Origin of the sequence: Novosphingobium sp. NDB2Meth1, from assembly GCF_900117425.1 — a bacterium.
Taxonomy (GTDB): Bacteria; Pseudomonadota; Alphaproteobacteria; order Sphingomonadales; family Sphingomonadaceae; genus Novosphingobium.
Genome location: NZ_FPEH01000015.1, coordinates 152,647 through 168,583 on the forward strand (window position 1 = coordinate 152,647; position 15,937 = coordinate 168,583).

14 protein-coding genes are annotated in these 15,937 nt (G+C 67.5%); 7 read left to right on the forward strand and 7 right to left on the reverse strand.

Annotated features, from left to right (window positions below):
- Positions 1–13: 13 nt before the first annotated feature.
- Positions 14–505: a GNAT family N-acetyltransferase gene (locus NDB2M1_RS10250; RefSeq protein WP_072381991.1), complete on the forward strand. Its 492-nt coding sequence runs from the start codon at positions 14–16 to the stop codon at positions 503–505.
- 38 nt (positions 506–543) lie between these two features.
- Positions 544–1,209, forward strand: a complete 666-nt coding sequence (locus NDB2M1_RS10255; RefSeq protein WP_072381993.1) for a phytanoyl-CoA dioxygenase family protein — start codon at positions 544–546, stop codon at positions 1,207–1,209.
- Here NDB2M1_RS10255 and NDB2M1_RS10260 read toward each other — a convergent pair whose 3' ends face one another.
- A complete protein-coding gene (locus NDB2M1_RS10260; RefSeq protein ID WP_072381996.1) occupies positions 1,210–3,897 on the reverse strand; it encodes a coiled-coil domain-containing protein in 2,688 nt (895 codons plus the stop codon).
- Between the two features lie 72 nt (positions 3,898–3,969).
- Here NDB2M1_RS10260 and NDB2M1_RS10265 point away from each other — a divergent pair, with 72 nt between their 5' ends.
- From NDB2M1_RS10265 to NDB2M1_RS10280, 4 genes are all read left to right on the forward strand, one after another.
- Positions 3,970–4,275 carry a hypothetical protein gene (locus NDB2M1_RS10265; protein ID WP_054120905.1) on the forward strand — a complete coding sequence of 102 codons (306 nt, stop codon included), beginning with the start codon at positions 3,970–3,972 and terminating at the stop codon, positions 4,273–4,275.
- Between the two features lie 101 nt (positions 4,276–4,376).
- Positions 4,377–5,597 (forward strand): hypothetical protein, encoded by a 1,221-nt coding sequence (locus NDB2M1_RS10270; RefSeq protein WP_072381999.1) that lies wholly within the window; start codon positions 4,377–4,379, stop codon positions 5,595–5,597.
- Positions 5,598–5,687: 90 nt separating this feature from the next.
- Positions 5,688–6,605 carry a hypothetical protein gene (locus NDB2M1_RS10275; RefSeq protein ID WP_072382001.1) on the forward strand — a complete coding sequence of 306 codons (918 nt, stop codon included), beginning with the start codon at positions 5,688–5,690 and terminating at the stop codon, positions 6,603–6,605.
- Complete coding sequence (locus NDB2M1_RS10280) at positions 6,602–8,011, forward strand: sensor histidine kinase (protein ID WP_083554784.1); 1,410 nt, start codon at positions 6,602–6,604, stop codon at positions 8,009–8,011. Before NDB2M1_RS10275 ends, NDB2M1_RS10280 begins: the two co-directional genes overlap by 4 nt.
- 3 nt (positions 8,012–8,014) lie before the next feature.
- Here NDB2M1_RS10280 and NDB2M1_RS10285 read toward each other — a convergent pair whose 3' ends face one another.
- The 3 genes from NDB2M1_RS10285 to gltX form a co-directional block, all read right to left on the reverse strand.
- Positions 8,015–8,206 carry a hypothetical protein gene (locus NDB2M1_RS10285; protein WP_072382003.1) on the reverse strand — a complete coding sequence of 64 codons (192 nt, stop codon included), beginning with the start codon at positions 8,204–8,206 and terminating at the stop codon, positions 8,015–8,017.
- 30 nt (positions 8,207–8,236) lie between these two features.
- The gene (locus NDB2M1_RS10290) at positions 8,237–9,523 is read right to left on the reverse strand and encodes a citrate synthase (protein WP_072382005.1); all 1,287 of its coding nucleotides are present in this window, start codon (positions 9,521–9,523) and stop codon (positions 8,237–8,239) included.
- A gap of 81 nt (positions 9,524–9,604) precedes the next feature.
- Entirely contained in the window at positions 9,605–11,077 is a 1,473-nt protein-coding gene (gltX, locus tag NDB2M1_RS10295; RefSeq protein ID WP_072382611.1) for a glutamate--tRNA ligase, read from the reverse strand.
- A gap of 28 nt (positions 11,078–11,105) precedes the next feature.
- On the opposite strand from gltX, the gene NDB2M1_RS10300 reads away from it, so the two are divergent.
- Complete coding sequence (locus tag NDB2M1_RS10300; protein ID WP_083554785.1) at positions 11,106–13,340, forward strand: ComEC/Rec2 family competence protein; 2,235 nt, start codon at positions 11,106–11,108, stop codon at positions 13,338–13,340.
- Here the strand turns inward: NDB2M1_RS10300 and lexA are convergent.
- From lexA to moaC, 3 genes are all read right to left on the reverse strand, one after another.
- Positions 13,334–14,026 carry a transcriptional repressor LexA gene (gene lexA, locus NDB2M1_RS10305; protein WP_072382007.1) on the reverse strand — a complete coding sequence of 231 codons (693 nt, stop codon included), beginning with the start codon at positions 14,024–14,026 and terminating at the stop codon, positions 13,334–13,336. The two genes, NDB2M1_RS10300 and lexA, sit on opposite strands and share 7 nt — an antisense overlap.
- Before the next feature lie 76 nt (positions 14,027–14,102).
- The gene (locus NDB2M1_RS10310) at positions 14,103–15,311 is read right to left on the reverse strand and encodes a molybdopterin molybdotransferase MoeA (protein WP_253185841.1); all 1,209 of its coding nucleotides are present in this window, start codon (positions 15,309–15,311) and stop codon (positions 14,103–14,105) included.
- The gene (gene moaC / locus NDB2M1_RS10315; RefSeq protein WP_072382009.1) at positions 15,308–15,778 is read right to left on the reverse strand and encodes a cyclic pyranopterin monophosphate synthase MoaC; all 471 of its coding nucleotides are present in this window, start codon (positions 15,776–15,778) and stop codon (positions 15,308–15,310) included. Before moaC ends, NDB2M1_RS10310 begins: the two co-directional genes overlap by 4 nt.
- Positions 15,779–15,937 lie beyond the last annotated feature (159 nt).

The following is a 15,937-nucleotide window of genomic DNA, read 5'->3' on the forward strand; positions in this document are numbered from 1 at the left end:
TAGGCCCCGCCGCATGGAAATCGTGAGACTGACCCCCGATGATGCGCCGCGCTTCCTCGCGCTGCGCCGCGCCATGTTCGATGCCGAAGCGATGAGCTTTCGCGGTGCCGCCGCGGATGATGCGGCACTGGGCGAGACCGCCTGGCGCGACCGGCTGGCGCGCGATCATGTCTATGCCGTGATGCAGGAAGACGGCCCGTGGCTCGCCGTCGGCGGGCTCAGCCGTCTTGCGGGCGAAAAGCTCGATCACAAGGGCCTCGTCTGGGGCATGTACGCGGTGCCTGCCGCACGCGGTACCGGTGCTGCCGCGCGCATTCTGGATGCCTTGGAAGAAGCTGCCCGCACTATCGGCCTGCGCCAGCTGCAACTCACCCTGATGGCCGACAACGCGCGGGCGAAAGCGCTCTATGAACGCCACGGCTATGAGCTCTATGCGATCGAGCCGGAATCCGTGCGGCGCGGCGACGTCTATGCCGACGAAGCGCTGATGTGGAAGCGGCTGTAGCGCTTCATCTTCTGGTCTGACAGTCGTACAAACCCAGCATGATGCAATTGGAACGGGACGGAGCAGAGCATTGTCCGGGGTCGGCCTTGTCCGTGCTGCCGCGGTTGCTCGATGCATTGCATGACCTGCAAGAAGGCAGAGCAGGCGTCAGGCTTTCCCATGCCTGCGGTCTTGCTGATGTCCTGGCTTCGTGTGGTGCCATCGGTGCTATAGCCGCTCGTTTCTGCCACACGGACGTCAAGCCGGTCCGCGCCGTTCTCTTCGACAAGAGCGCAGAGCGAAACTGGGGGCTTGGATGGCATCAGGACCGGACGATCTGCGTGAAGGCACGCCATGATACACCCGGCTTCGGCCCATGGACGACCAAGGCAGGTCTGACCCATGTGGCGCCGCCCTTCAGGTATATCGAGCGGATGATCACGCTCCGCGTTCATCTTGATGACGTTACGATCAACAACGCGCCGCTGCTGGTTGCGCCGGGCTCGCACAAGCTGGGTTTCATTCCTGTCGGCCGGGTCGGGTCTGTCGTCGCTGCATGTGGCCGTGAAGCCTGCCTTGCCCGGTCTGGCGACATCTGGGCCTACGCAACGCCCATCCTTCATGCGTCCGATCCAGCGCGCCAGCCCGCCCGTCGGCGGATCCTGCAAATCGACTATTCGGCAGACGAACTGCCAGAGGGCCTCGACTGGCTAGGCGTCAACTGATCAGGTCCGCAGCCGCTCGATGCCCTGCGCGAGAGCGACGTAGAGCTTGCCCATGTCGGACGACAGCAGCGTCACGCCCAGTGCGTGACCGTCTCGCGTCGAGAGCAGCTGGCGCAGCATCGCTTCGAAATCGTGAATATAGCGGTTCACGTGGCCGCGGAATTCGCCGTCGCTCTCGTAGTGCTGCTGCACCGCGCGGGCTTCGCCGGTTTCGAGCAGGCTGACCGCGCGGCGGGTGAAGATGCCGCGGTCACCGCGCAAGTACGAAGCCCAGGCGGTTTCGGAAACGTCCGCCGAGAGCACCTTGGCGATGTCGATGGCCGCGGAATTGAGCGATTCGGTGATCAGCGCGGTGCGGCGCGCGAAATCGTTGTCGACTTGCTCCTCGGCGCGTTCGCGGGCGCGGGCAACGCGGTTCTCGAGGTTGCCTGCGAGTTCGTCCACCTTGGCGAGCTGGTCGCGCATCTGGATCGCGGTCTCACGGCTGGCGGCCGCAGCGCTGTCGATCGCTTCCTCAAGCCGGGCGACGAGTTCGGCGCCGCGTCCTTGCAGCACGCGCACGATGGCGCCCGAAAGCTGGCCGTCGATATCGCGCGAGAGCGCCTCGCTGTCCTCGCGCGCGGCGGCAAGGAGGGCGCGCAGTTCGCCGAGGCGCGCTTCCTGCTCGGCGGCCTGGGCAGTGAGCGTCTTCTGCATGCGCGCGGTATCGGCCATGGCTGCCTTGAGGCCGCTGCGCGTGCTTTCCACGTCCTGCGCCAGCGCGTGGCTCGATTCGCCTGCTTCACCGAGTGCGGCGCGCATCTGCCCGACCCGGTCTTCGAACGCGGCGAGGCCGGCTTCGGCGCTGCCCAGCGCGGCGGGCAGCACGGTTCCGGCATGGTTACCGCCTGCCTGAATGAGCTCCAGCAGACGCACGGCCGAATCGGTCAGGGCGCCGATCTGCCCGTCCGTGCCGGTCAGCGCTTCTCGCATGTCCACGAGGTGCTGGGTGAGCGTGGCGAGGGCGCGGTCGATGGTCGCCGCGCTCGTGTCGCCCGCCTCGCCCGATGTCTTGAGCGTCGCGCTGAAGGCCGCAACCTTGGCGGCAATCGCATCGCACTGCTGGCCGAGCGCCCGGGCTTCCTCCAGCTGGCGCTGGCGCTGCGCTTCGACGGCGGTGTCGAGATCGGCAAGCTTGCGGGCCAGCGCCTCGGCGGCTTCGGCCCCGGCGGCAGCCATGGCAGCACGACGTTCGCGGATCGCGCTGTCCAGATCGGCAAGGCTCTGCGTCAGCGCGGCGCGCTGTTCGGCGGAAGCGACCTCGAGATTGGCACGGCGGGCGGCCAGCTGTTCGTCGAGCAGGCTCGCGTCCTCTGCAAGGCGGCGGGCAAGTTCGGCGGCATTGGCCTCGAACGCGGCGAGCCGGTCGCGCGAAGCGGAGATCAGTGCCTCGTGGTCGCTGCCGATCGTTTCCACCGCATGGCGCAGCGCGACCAGCTGGGTCTCCGAACGTTCGGCAAACTGGCGCAGTGCGGTATCTTCCGCGCTGCTCAGCGATCGGCTGAACGCGCCGCTCTCCGCCCGCATCGCGGCAAAGCGCGCGCCAAGGGCCGCGAGCGTATCCTCTTCGCTGCGAATGATCGCCTCGCGCTGGCTGGCGAGCTCCTCGTTCAGCGTCTCGGCGCGGGCGCGGATGGCGGCGAGGGCAGCGACTTCCTCGGCATCGAGCTTTTGGCGATGGGCCTGCGCACCTTCCTCCAGCGCGGCAAGGCGAGCCTCGCTATGCGCGGTGATGCGCGCCGCGCTCTCCTCGAAGGCGGCAAGCGCAGCGTCCACGCGCTCGCGCACAAGGTCGACCTGCCGCTCGCTGGCCTGACCGAACTCGTTCAGCCGCAGGAACCCGGCAACAAGGTCTTCCAGCTGGGCATGGGCGGTGCGCCCGGCGTTGGCGATGGTGTTCGTGACGTCCTTTGCGGAATTGGCGATCACCGGCAGCTGGCCGCGCAGCTTTTCCATGTTTTCAAGCGCATGGTCGGAAACTGTGGCGATCTGCTCGACCTGCGCGCCGTTGCCCGCGATCAGCGCCTGCAATTGCGCCGCGTTGCTGCTGATCCGCTCCACCGCGATGCGCCCCAGCGATTCGAGATCGCGGCCTTGCGCTGCCAGAAAATCGCGCGCGAGCGAGAGTTCGGTGTTCACCGCCGCGAGCCGCCGCTCAAGCTGCTGCGATTCGATGCGGAGCAGCTGCGCGGCATCGCCGAAGCGCGCGGCCTCGCGCCGACTGCCGCGCCGCACAAGGAGCAGCGCCACAAGCACCACCAGCACCGGGGTCGACCAGGCGGAAAGCAGTCCGGTCCACACGCCCAGCGGCTGCGCCTGTCGGAACATGGCGAGATTGCCTGTGATGAAAGCGCCGGTCCACGCTGCAATCAGCGCACCGCTTACGGCAAGACCGAGCCACTCGCGTTCGAGCTTGACCGCTTCGCCTTCGTCGTCGTCCCAAACTGCCATGCTGTCTTCCGGGGTCGGCGCGACCGGCCAGCCGCCGTCCGCCGTGTCTTCGCTCGCAGCCATCAACGCCGCGCCGCCATCAGCGTCTTCCACCAGCGCTTCGCCGGCAAGGCGCTTGCCCAGCCGCACGGCGGCCGCCTGCGTAGCATCGTCATCCATGCCGCCTTCGATGGCGATGATCTTTCTTCCCCCGGCCATGTCTAAGGCTTTAACACACTTGTGACCGCCGCTTAAAGCGTGGGTTAACTGAATGACGATAATCCTGTGGCCATGGCTTACCTTGGCGATGCGATCGATGCCCATCTGGCTGCGGCAACCGGCGACGATGCGGAGCTGTTCCGCGAGCTGCGGGCGGCGTTTGTCGAAGCTGCGCGCCGACAGCTCGATCTGCTGGGCCGCGCGCGCTGCGACGGGAACTGGGAAATGGCAGCGCTGCGCTTGAAAAGCCTCGCCGCGACATTTCATGCCGAGGAACTGATCGCGCTCGCCGACGAAGCGCTGCAGGGCGCACCAGGAGAGCCTGCTGTGCTGCGAAACATCGCGGCGGCGCTTGATTCCATAGAACCAACCGACTGATTCGCCGCCGCACTTGGGCCACACCCTTGGCATCGCGGTCTTGCCGCCCTAGCATAGGGGAAAGGGAGGTCGCCGCCTTGCGGGTCGCATTGCTGTCGTTGATGGACGCCTTTCAGGGCGAGCCACAGGCCCTTCGCGGCCTGCTGTCGATTGGTGGCCGCTCGATCCTGCGCCATCAACTCGGCCTTGCCATGGCGCTTGGCTGCGCGAGGGTGGTGGTCCTGGCGGAAACGCTGACCAATGATCTCGTGATGCTCCAACATGCGGCAGAGGCAGGCGGGGCGCGGTTTCACGTGATCGCGTCTGCGCGGGCGCTTGCACCGCTGGTCGCTGCCGAGGATGAACTGCTGGTACTGGGCGAAGGCCTGCTTGCCATGCCGGAAGACGCGCTGCGGTTGCTCGGTGATGGACCGGTGGTGCTCACGCTTCCGGTCGAGACCGGCCTGCCGCTCGGTTTCGAGCGCATCGATATCAATAGTGCCGGCGCGGGGGCGATGCTGCTGCCCGGCAAATTGATCGCAGCACTGAGCGATCTGCCCGGGGACTGGAACCCGGGCTCGGCTCTGCTGCGGATCGCTTCGCAAGCGCGGATTGTTCAGCGCGAATTGCCCGCAATGCTGCTCGATCAGGGCCGCTGGCGCCTGATCCGCGACGAGGGCGAGGCGCATCGGGCAGAGCCGGGCTGGGTGCGGCTGCACACGGCAAGTGCACAAGTCCGTTCGCCGGGATCGTGGCTGGCCGCCGGAGTGGTGCGCTCGCTTGGACCGGCGCTGCTCCATGCGGGGACGCGGCCCTATGTCATCGCGCTTGGCGCAGTCATCACCGCGCTGCTGGGCACCGGCGCGGGGTGGTTCGGCTGGTGCGGCCCGGGCTTTGTTATGCTGGCGCTGGCGTGGCTGGTGCAGCAGGTGGCCGGGTTGCTCGCGCGGGTCGAGCGGGATTCGCTGATCGGATCGTCCGGCGGCGCGCCGCTCGACCAGCTCGCCGACTGGGTGCTCGACGGGATGTTGATCACACTCTGTGCGTGGCGGACCGAGATTCCTGCGGTTGTCGGGGTTCCCTGGGGCATCGCCTGGTTTCCACCGGTCGTGCTGATCCTCCTGCTGCGCCTGCTCCAGCGCCTGCAGCCCGATGAAGCCTGGATCTGGTGGCTCAACGATCGCTTCGTCGTCGGGGCAATGCTGGCGCTGGCGAGCATTCTGTTGCCATTCGATTTCGTGCTGCGGCTGCTCGTGGTGACGCTGATGGTCGCCGGACTGCTCCTTGCGGGGCGCGGCGAGGGGCCGGGCAGCACTCTGCCGAGCGGAGGGCGGCCCGCGTGACGGCCAACCGCCTAACCCCGAATTAACCAGCCCGGGCCTAAGTTGGTGAGGATGGCCATCCCCGCATCTTCCGGCGCTCCGGCAAGCGCGATGTCTTCGCCGCTGGCGGACGACGTGGCTGCCGCGCGCGGTGCGGTGGCCCATGTCGTGCCGATCCTGCGCCATCTTCTGCGCAGCGACAACAACTCCATCTTCAGCGACGAGATCGTCGCGCGCGTGCGCGGCATGTTCGTCGATGTCGCGCGGCAGCTGGTGATCGCGCTGGCCGAGGCGGCTGGCCATGCCGAACCGGAGGGATGGGCGCACGAGGCGGCGGAGGAGCTCGCCCATGTACTGGCGGAAAATCCGGCCTTCCTCGAGCATTTCCACACGCTCGCGCTCGAATGGCAATGGACTGTCAGACTGGAGCGCAGTCGCGGGGTCGATCCGGTGCTCCCGCCGCTCCTGCAGTCGCGCATGGCCGATCCCGATGCGCAGGCGTCTGCCGGCGCGATGAACTTGCTCGCGGCTCAAGCGCGCTTCTGCCAGAGCCAGCGGCGCATGCAGCTGCCGCTGGGCGAACTGCCCGGCGATCTCGTGCACATTGCGCTCGTGACCCTGCGCGCTCATGTCGGCCTCGATGGTTCCGCCGAAGCTTATGCGCTCATTGCCGAACGCGGCGTCCGCGCGCGGATCGACGAGACGCGTTCGCGCCTCGCGCAGATGGGCCATGTGCTCGATGCCATGGGGGAAAAGGCAGCCGCCGCGCTTGAGGTGGACAAGGCTGGAGTCGCGCTGTTTCTCACCGCGCTTGCGCGCGGCTCCGGGCTCAGCCGCGAGGCGGCGATCATGGCAACGGTCGAAGGCCAGCTGCCGCGTTTTGTGCTCGCGCTGCGGGCTTGCGGACTGGTACCTGCCGCGGTCACACAAGCGGCGCTGGTGTTCCATCCCGAAGCCAACTTGCCGCAGGGCTTTGCGGACATCACGCCCGCCAAGGCCGCCGCGCTGCTCGCGCAGGCCGGCGCATGAGCGCGCTGCGCGAACGGGGCGCGGCGCCGAGTACGCCCGGCGGCGGCCTGATCCGTGCCCGCACCGACGGCGGAGACCGGCTCATCGCGGCTGACGAACCGCTCGCTGGTCTGCAACTGCGCTGCGGCAGCGCGATCCCCGGCCTGATCGCGGTCCCGGCCCTGCTGGCGCTGGTCCGCCGCGTCCGCCGGACCGGCCAGGCTGCCTCGCGCATGATCCTCTCGGTTGATGAAGGGCACTTCGTCACCGCGCTCGCTTCGGTCACGCCGCATGGCGAGGGCACAGCAATCGAGCTCACGCATTGGCAGCGCGGAGAGGAAACCGCGACCGACTTGCCCGTGCCCGAAGCGCTGCTGCATCATGTCGCCGAAGCTGAGATCCTGCTGGACGACGAGCAACGCGTGATCGTCGCCGATGTCCGCGCGGCCGATCTCTCCGGACTGGCCGCAGCTCTCGAGGCTGGTCGGGGGCGCTTCTGGACCGATTTCGTGACCATCGACCGGGTGAGCGATCTGATGACGGCGCGGCAAGGGCCGCTCCACTGGCGCTTGCTCGATGATGCGCCGTTCACGGTCGAGGGCTCGAAGCGCGGCTGGCGCGCTCGGATCATCCCGCGCGGGCAGGGCGGTTTCTCGCTGCTTGCGATCCCCGATGTGATCGAGACTTTGCCCTCCAGCTCCGCAGCCAGCGACGAAAAGGCGGATGCGGCGAACGCGCAGCCCGGATGGAACCGCCTGCTGGGCCGAGATCTCGCCCCCGCCCTGCGCCAGCCGATCACGCGGATCATCGCCAATGCCGAGACGATCCGCACGCGCCTCGCCGGACCGCTGGCAGAGGAATATGCCAGCTATGCGCGCGATATCGCCGATGCTGGACGCCACCTGATGAGCCTGATCGAGGACCTTGCCGATCTCGAAGCGGTCGAGGCTCCCGGTTTCTCTCCGGCGCCCGACCACATCGATCTGGCCGATTGCGCCCGCCGCGCTGCCGGCATCCTTTCGGTCCGCGCGCAGGAGCGCGGGATCACGCTGGTAACGCCGGATGCCGCTGCGTGCGTACCCGCAATCGGCGAATTCCGCCGCGTATTGCAAGTGCTGCTCAATCTCGTCACCAATGCGATCCGCTACAGCCCGGAGGGTACGCGCGTAACGCTCGAGACCGGCGAGGACGCGCGCTGTGCATGGATCGCAGTGCAGGACGAGGGCCAGGGCCTCGATGCCGAGCAAGCGGTTCGCGTGTTCGAGAAGTTCGAGCGGCTGGGCCGCAGCGGTGATGGCGGGACGGGCCTCGGCCTCTATATCTCGCGCCACCTCGCGCGGGCGATGGGCGGGGATCTCGTGGTCACCAGCGCCGCGGGCGAAGGCGCGCGCTTTGAACTGACCCTGCCGCCCGACCGGACGGCCTGAAGCTCAGCCTCGGCGCTGCGCCAGAAACAGCAGCCCGGCGCCTACCAGAGCCAAACCGCCGCCCCACAGAATCCAGATCTTCTGCTCCAGCATGAAGCTGGATGCCGGCCACATGATCAGGCCGGCGCCCTGGCCCATCCACAAGAGGCCCATGAGGAGCGCAAGCACGCCCAGGATACGCAGGATCAGGGTCATGTCACTCTCCTCACGATGTCTGCTCGCGCCTCAGCGCTCGCTGACGGGCACGTAGTCGCGCTGCGCCGGGCCGGTGTAGAGCTGGCGCGGACGGCCGATCTTCTGGCCGGGATCGCTGATCATTTCGTTCCACTGCGCGACCCAGCCCACGGTGCGGGCAAGCGCGAAGAGCGCGGTGAACATCGCGGTCGGGAAGCCGATCGCCGAAAGGATGATGCCTGAATAGAAGTCGACGTTCGGGAACAGCTTCTTCTCGATGAAGTAGGGATCGCTCAGCGCGATCTCTTCCAGCTGCAGCGCCGTCTCGAACAGCGGGTCAGTAACCTTCAAGGAGGCGAACACCTCGCGCACCGTCTGCTGCATCACCGTCGCGCGCGGGTCGTAGTTCTTGTAGACGCGGTGGCCGAAGCCCATCAGGCGGAACGGATCGTTCTTGTCCTTGGCGCGCGCGATGTAGTGCGGGATGCGGTCGGGCGTGCCGATTTCCTTGAGCATGTTGAGCGCGGCTTCATTCGCGCCGCCATGCGCCGGGCCCCACAGACAGGCGATGCCCGCCGCGATGCAGGCGAACGGGTTGGCGCCCGACGAACCCGCCAGACGCACCGTCGAAGTCGAGGCGTTCTGCTCGTGGTCGGCGTGGAGGATGAAAATGCGATCGAGCGCGCGCTCGACGATCGGGTTCACCTCGTATTCCTCCGCCGGGACCGCGAAGGTCATGCGCAGGAAGTTGCCGGTGTAGGAGAGGTCGTTGCGCGGATAGACGAAGGGCTGGCCGACCGAATACTTGTAGGCCATCGCCGCGATCGTCGGCATCTTGGCGATCAGGCGGTGCGCCGAAATCTTGCGCTGTTCCGGATCCGAGATGTCGGTCGAGTCATGATAGAACGCCGAGAGCGCGCCGACGACACCGCACATGATCGCCATCGGATGCGCGTCACGGCGGAAGCCGCGGTAGAACACCGAGAGCTGCTCGTGGACCATCGTATGGCGGGTGATCGTGCGGGTGAACTGTGCCAGCTCGTCCGCCGAAGGCAGTTCGCCGTTGAGCAGGAGGTAGCTCACTTCCATGAAGCTGGAGTGCTCGGCCAGCTGGCCGATCGGATAGCCGCGGTGCAGCAGCACGCCTTCATCGCCGTCGATGTAGGTCAGCGCGCTGTCGCAGCTTGCCGTGCTGGTGAAGCCCGGGTCGTAAGTGAACTTGCCCGTTTCGGCATAGAGCTTGCGGATATCGACCACGTCGGGGCCGATCGTGCCGCTCTTGATCGGCATCGTGACGGTCTTGTCGCCATCATTCAGGGTCGCCTGGTTGTCGCTCACGATCTACCCTCCTGTTCTGCTCATACTTCGGCGGCGCTGTGCCGGCCTGGTTGGGTTCGGGCCGGGGCCCGGAAAGTTACATCACGTGGTCTGCGCAGCCTGGTCTTTGACCCGGGCGAGCGACTCGTCTCGTCCCAGAAGTACCAGTACGTCGAAAATGCCCGGCGAGGTAGTCGTGCCGGTCAGCGCGGCGCGCAGCGGCTGTGCCAGCTTGCCCAGCCCGAGCCCGCGTTCTTCCGCCATCGCCTTGAGGGAAGCTTCCAGCGCAGCGGCTGTCCATTCCTCGGCGACAAGCCGCTCAGCCATCGCGCCAAGCAGTGCACGCGCATCGTCCGTCAGCAGGCCCGCTGCCTTTTCGTCGAGCGCCAGTGGCCGCTGCGCAAACAGGAACCGCGCGCCGGCGGCCAGTTCCATGAGGTCCGCCGCGCGCACTTTCAGCACCGGCATAGCGGTGGTGAGCAGCGCAAGGCCAGCTTCGTCCAGCCCTCCCAGCCGCTGCGCGACAAGCCCCGCCAGCCGCGCGTCATCGGCTTCGCGGATATAGTGCCCGTTGAAATTCTGCAGTTTCTTGAGATCGAAGCGCGCGGCGCCCTTGCCGACATCGCCGATCTCGAACCACTCGACCGCCTGCTCGCGGCTGATGATCTCGGCATCGCCGTGGCCCCAGCCGAGCCGGAGCAGGTAGTTGAACACGGCTTCGGGCAGCAGCCCCAGTTCGTCGCGATAGGCATCGACGCCAAGCGCACCGTGGCGCTTGGAAAGCTTCGCCCCGTCCGCGCCGTGGATCAGCGGGATATGGGCATAGGCCGGGTCTTCCCAGCCCGAGCCTTCGACCGCCTGCATCGCGCGGATCACCACCAGCTGGCGGAAGGCGTTGTTGATATGGTCATCGCCGCGGATCACGTGGGTCACCCCCATGTCGTGATCGTCGACCACAACCGCAAGCATGTAGGTCGGTGTGCCGTCCGAGCGCAGGATCACGTAGTCGTCGATCTCGACGTTCTGGACGGTGATCGGGCCTTGCACGAGATCGTCGATCGTGGTCGCGCCGTCACGCGGCGCCTTGATGCGCACGACCCACGGCTGGCCTTCGGGCCATGTCGACGGATCGGCATCGCGCCATTCGCTTTCGATGCGGAACGGGCGGCGTTCGGCCTGCGCCGCGGCGCGGCGGGCGGCGAGTTCTTCCTGCGTCAGGTAGCAGCGATAGGCGTGCCCGGCCGCCAGCAGCTTATGCGCGATTTCCGCATGCCGATCAGACCGCGCGAACTGGAATACCGGTTCCTCGTCACCGCCGATGCCCAGCCAGTTGAGCCCGTCGAAGATCGCCTCGATCGCCGGCTCGGTCGACCGCGCGCGGTCGGTATCCTCGATGCGCAGCAGGTAGGTGCCGCCGTGATGGCGGGCGAACAGCCAGTTGAACAGCGCGGTGCGCGCGCCGCCGATATGCAGGTAACCGGTGGGGGAAGGCGCAAACCGCGTCACCACACCCTTGCGAACAGCGGCAGTCCCCGCGCCCGATCCTGCAGAAACGGTGTCACTGGCGCTTGCCATTATGGGCGCAATCCTTCCTAATCCGGCCATGCCGCCGACTTTGGCCCAACCTCTTGGCGAACCTGCGACGCTGCGGACACGCCTCTGGGACAAACTCGCCGCCTTGTCCAGCATGCACCGCACCATGGAAGCGTTCCTCGCCGCCCGTTCGTTCGAGCGCGGACCGTGGCTTGCGGTGGGCTTCGGCCTTGGAATCGCTTGCTGGGCGGTGCTGCCGGGGCCCTGGCAATGGGCGGGCTTCGTCGCATTGTGCGGTGCGGCGGCGATGGGCGGCCTGCTCATCGACGCCGAGGGCGATATGGGACACTTGCGCGCTGCGCTGATCGGCATGGCGCTGATGCTCGCGGCAGGCTGCACCACGATCTGGGTGAAGTCCGAGCTGGTGGGCGAGCCGGGCATTGCGCGGCCCGAAGTCGCCATGATCCAGGGCCGGATTATCGACCGGCAAGTCGAAGGTGCGCGTGATCGGGTGAGGCTGCTCATCCGCGCGGAAATCGAGGGCCACGCCGAGCCGCTTCAGCTGCGGCTCAACCTGCCGGACGAGAACGACCAGCCCGGGCTTGTCGAAGGAGCCGAGGTCCGCCTGCGCGCCCGGCTCATGCCGCCGGCGCCGCCAATGCTGCCGGGCTCCTACGATTTTGCCCGCGCGGCATGGTTTCAGGGGCTCGCCGCCACGGGGAACGTGGTGGGTCCCGTGATGGTCGTCAGGCCGGCGAACGAGGGTTGGTCACTCCGGCAATGGCAGCAGGAACTGGCCGACCATGTCCGCGGGCAGCTCTCCGGTTCTCCCGGCACGATTGCCGCCGCCTTTGCCAGCGGCGACCGCGGCGCCATCGCACAGGGCGACGAGGATGCGATGCGCGATGCGGGCCTCACGCACTTGCTTTCGATCAGTGGCCTGCATGTCAGTGCTGTGATTGCGGGTGCCTATTTCCTGTCGATTAGGGTGCTCGCTCTATTTCCGTTCATCGCACTGCGCGTGCGTCTGCCTTTGCTGGCCGCAGGGGTCGGAGCGGCGGTGGGGCTATTCTACACCCTGCTCACCGGCGCCGAAGTGCCGACCGTCCGCTCGGTCGCGGGCTCGCTGCTGGTGCTCGCGGCGCTGGCGCTGGGCCGCGATCCGCTCTCGCTACGGCTGCTGGCGACGGCGGCGCTGATCGTCATGCTGCTCTGGCCCGAAGCCGTGCTGGGGCCGAGTTTCCAGATGAGCTTCGCCTCGGTCATCGCCATCGTCGCCTTCAGCACGTCCGCGCCGGCCAAGGCGTTTCTTTCACACAGCCACGAAGGGCGCATGACGCGGTTCGGCCGTCATCTGGCGATGCTGCTCATGACCGGCGTTGTGATCGAGCTTTCACTCATGCCGATCAGTCTGTTCCATTTCCACCGCGCCGGCATCTACGGCGCGGCGGCCAACGTGGTCGCCATCCCGCTGACCACAGTGCTGACGATGCCGCTGATCGCACTTGCGCTGGCGCTCGATCTGTTCGGCCTCGGCGCGCCGGCGTGGTGGGCGGTGGGCAAGTCGCTCGAGCTGCTGCTGTGGCTCGCCCATCTGGTGGCGGGTCAGCCGGGGGCGGTGACGATGATGCCGGGGATGACGGGCGGGATGTTCGCACTGTTCGTCGCCGGGCTGTTGTGGTTCGCGCTGTGGAGCGGGCGGGTGCGGCTGTGGGGCCTGGTGCCGATCGGGTTGGGCATGGCCGCGCTGCTGGTGACGCGCACGCCCGATGTGCTTGTCTCAGGCGATGGCCACCATGTCGGGATCACGGGGGAGGGGCCGGACCTGCTGGTCCTGCGCGCGGTGCGGGAGGAGAGCTACACGCGCACCGCGCTGCTGGAAAACGCGGGGATGACAGGCGATGCTGTGGCGCTGGAGGACTGGAAGGGCGCGCGCTGCAATCCGGACTTCTGCGCGATCTCGCTGGTGCGCGGCGGGCGCAAGTTCGACCTGCTGATGGCGCGGGGGAAAGACCTTGTCGCGATCCCGGTCCTGGCGGCGGCGTGCGCGCGGGTGGATATCGTGGTGGCGGACCGCCGCCTGCCCTCTGCCTGCAAGCCCCGGTTGCTCAAGGCGGACCGGGCCATGCTCGGCCAGACGGGCGGACTGGCAATCGATCTCGTCTCGGGCCGGGTCCGCACCGTGGCGGAAACCCAAGGCGAACATGGCTGGTTCCGCCGTCCACCACCGTGGCAGCCAAGGGCGAGGCGGCAGGGTCCGGCTCCAGCTGCTACCGGAGCGCCGAACCCCACACCCAGTCAGTGATAGCGGCGCAGCAGGCCTGCGAGCTTGCCCTGAACCTGCACTTCATGCGGCTGGTAATACTGCGGATCATAGGCCGCATTGGCCGGATCGAGCCGCACCATGCCGCGCTCGCGCCGCAGATACTTGAGCGTCGCTTCCTCGCCGCGCACCAGCGCCACCACGATCTCGCCATCTCGCGCCGTGTCGGTGCGGCGCACGAGGGCATAATCGCCATCGAGAATGCCGGCCTCGACCATCGAGTCGCCGGAGACTTCCAGCGCATAATGCTCGCCCGAACCGAGCAGCGCGGCGGGGACTGGTAGGGTGGAGGTGCCCTCAAGTGCTTCGATCGGCACACCCGCGGCGATGCGGCCGTGGAGCGGGATCTCGATCACATCGTTCGCAGGTTCGCGCGCCGGAGCGGGATTGCGCAGCGGGGCAAGCGCACTCGGCGCATTGGCCGCAGCGCGGCTGGCAGGCTTGGCGCCGCCGGCATCGCTGTCACGGATCACTTCCAGGGCGCGGGCGCGATTGGGCAAACGGCGGATGAAGCCGCGCTCTTCCAGCGCCGAGATCAGCCGGTGCACCCCCGACTTCGACTTGAGGTCGAGAGCTTCCTTCATTTCCTCGAACGAGGGGGAAATGCCGGAATCCTCAAGGCGGGTCTGAATGAAGGTCAGCAGTTCATGCTGCTTGCGCGTGAGCATCCGTGCGCACTCCTATGGTGAACGAATGCGGAACGAATAAGCAACGAATATTCACGCGTCAAGCAATTCCGTGCATTTACAGCAGGTATACTGGAACAAACGTACCAGCAGGCGTTTCGGCTTCGTTCGCTGGGCGGACTACAAGGGCGTTGGCGCGGGAAAGCGAGGACAGCGCGCCGCTGTCCTGCAAGCCGTCGAGCGAGACTTCGCCGCCATCCCAGACTGCGCGCAGGAATTCCATGCGGCTGCCTCCTGCCGGCATCGCTTCGCGCAGCCGGGCCGGAATGGGGCGCGGCATCGGGTTTCCGGCACCGAGCGCGGCGCGGATCAGGGGCAGGAGGAACAGGAATCCGGTGACGAAAGCAGCGGCGGGATTGCCGGGCAGGCCGAGGATCACCTGCGCACCCCGCCGCGCGACAAGGAGCGGCTTGCCCGGCTTGATCGCGACGCGCCAGAACGCAAGGTCCGCGCCGAGTTCGGCAAGCGCCGGGCGGACAAGATCGTGGTCCCCGACCGATGCACCGCCGCTGGTGACGATAACGTCTGCGTCGTCGGCGGCCTCGAACGCGGCTTTCAGCGCTTCGAGCCTGTCCGGGACCGGGCCGATGCGGGTGATGCGGACGGCGGGCTGGGTGGCGAGTGCCGCCAGCATCGCGCTGTTGCTGGCGGGAAGCTGGTGCGGGGCAAGGTCTGCGCCGGGCGCCGCCAGTTCATCCCCGCCATCGATCACCGCGAGTTCGAGCGGGCGGCGGACCGGGAGGTGGGCGTGCCCAGCCGTGATGGCGAGCGCGATCTGTGCGGCGCCGATCTTCGTCCCGGGTGCCATGAGGACATCGCCACTGCGGAAGTCCATGCCGGCGGGGCGGATGTGGCGTGCGCGCGGCTCCGGCGGCGTTCCGGTGAGGGTGAGCACCTCGCCGTCGCGGGCTGCATCCTCCTGGATCAGGACCATGTCGGCGCCGGCGGGGACAAGCGCGCCGGTGCTGATGCGCGCGGCCTCGCCGGGTCCGACAGTGCCGGCGAAGGGGCGCCCGGCGGCACTTTCGCCGATGACGCGCCACGGGCCGGGGAGATCGGCGGCGCGCAGGGCGTAGCCGTCCATCGCGGAGACATCGGCGGCGGGCTGGGTGCGCAGCGCGGTCAGTGGCTCGGCGAGGTGGAAGCCGAGGCAGTCGGCGGTCGCACGGTGCTCGATCGGCAGCGTGGGCGCCAGCTCCATCAGGCGGCGCTGGGCTTCCTCGAGCGGGAGGGGCGGGTTCGGGCGCGCAGGAGTCTGTTCGGTCAAGGTGCGCGCCAATCGCCCGATTTGCCGCCGCGCTTTTCGATCAGGCGGATGCCCTCGAGCACCATGCCTTTGTCGATCGCCTTGGCCATGTCGTAAATGGTGAGCAGCGCGACCGAGACCGCGGTGAGCGCTTCCATCTCGACCCCGGTGCGCCCGGTGAGCGAGGCAGTTGCGCGGGCTTCGACACCGTCCTCAACGAACGCGAATTCGACGCTGACGGCATCGAGCGCGAGGGGGTGGCAGAGCGGGATCAACTCCCCGGTGCGCTTCGCGGCCATGATCCCGGCAATGCGAGCGACGGCAAGGACATCGCCCTTGGGTGTCTTGCCATCACGCAGCGCTGTGAGCGTGGCGGCGTTCATGCGGATGCGACCGAGGGCCACGGCGAGGCGCTGCGTCTCCGGTTTGCCGCCGACATCGACCATGCGCGCGCGGCCTTGCGAATCGAGGTGGGTGAGCTCGCTCATCGGGCAAAGGCGACACAAGTTGACACGGTTGACACAGTCCTGAGTGAAAACTCCGGGCCTGGCTTTCTGGCGGGATCAGGCAGGGAGGAGACGAAGGAAAAGCGCGGTTTCATGCGGCGTTGATGCCATACCTCGGCGGTGTAGGACAGATGGCAATGC

What these genes read in the sequence shown, in the direction of transcription:
- NDB2M1_RS10255 (WP_072381993.1), top strand. Translation starts at nt 544, where the DNA reads ATGATGCAATTGGAACGGGACGGAGCAGAGCATTGTCCGGGGTCGGCC.
- NDB2M1_RS10285 (WP_072382003.1), bottom strand. Translation starts at nt 8,206, where the DNA reads ATGACCCTGATCCTGCGTATCCTGGGCGTGCTTGCGCTCCTCATGGGC.
- gltX (WP_072382611.1), bottom strand. Translation starts at nt 11,077, where the DNA reads ATGGCAAGCGCCAGTGACACCGTTTCTGCAGGATCGGGCGCGGGGACT.
- lexA (WP_072382007.1), bottom strand. Translation starts at nt 14,026, where the DNA reads ATGCTCACGCGCAAGCAGCATGAACTGCTGACCTTCATTCAGACCCGC.
- NDB2M1_RS10260 (WP_072381996.1), bottom strand. Translation starts at nt 3,897, where the DNA reads ATGGCCGGGGGAAGAAAGATCATCGCCATCGAAGGCGGCATGGATGAC.
- moaC (WP_072382009.1), bottom strand. Translation starts at nt 15,778, where the DNA reads ATGAGCGAGCTCACCCACCTCGATTCGCAAGGCCGCGCGCGCATGGTC.
- NDB2M1_RS10270 (WP_072381999.1), top strand. Translation starts at nt 4,377, where the DNA reads ATGGACGCCTTTCAGGGCGAGCCACAGGCCCTTCGCGGCCTGCTGTCG.
- NDB2M1_RS10265 (WP_054120905.1), top strand. Translation starts at nt 3,970, where the DNA reads ATGGCTTACCTTGGCGATGCGATCGATGCCCATCTGGCTGCGGCAACC.
- NDB2M1_RS10280 (WP_083554784.1), top strand. Translation starts at nt 6,602, where the DNA reads ATGAGCGCGCTGCGCGAACGGGGCGCGGCGCCGAGTACGCCCGGCGGC.
- NDB2M1_RS10275 (WP_072382001.1), top strand. Translation starts at nt 5,688, where the DNA reads ATGTCTTCGCCGCTGGCGGACGACGTGGCTGCCGCGCGCGGTGCGGTG.
- NDB2M1_RS10300 (WP_083554785.1), top strand. Translation starts at nt 11,106, where the DNA reads ATGCCGCCGACTTTGGCCCAACCTCTTGGCGAACCTGCGACGCTGCGG.
- NDB2M1_RS10250 (WP_072381991.1), top strand. Translation starts at nt 14, where the DNA reads ATGGAAATCGTGAGACTGACCCCCGATGATGCGCCGCGCTTCCTCGCG.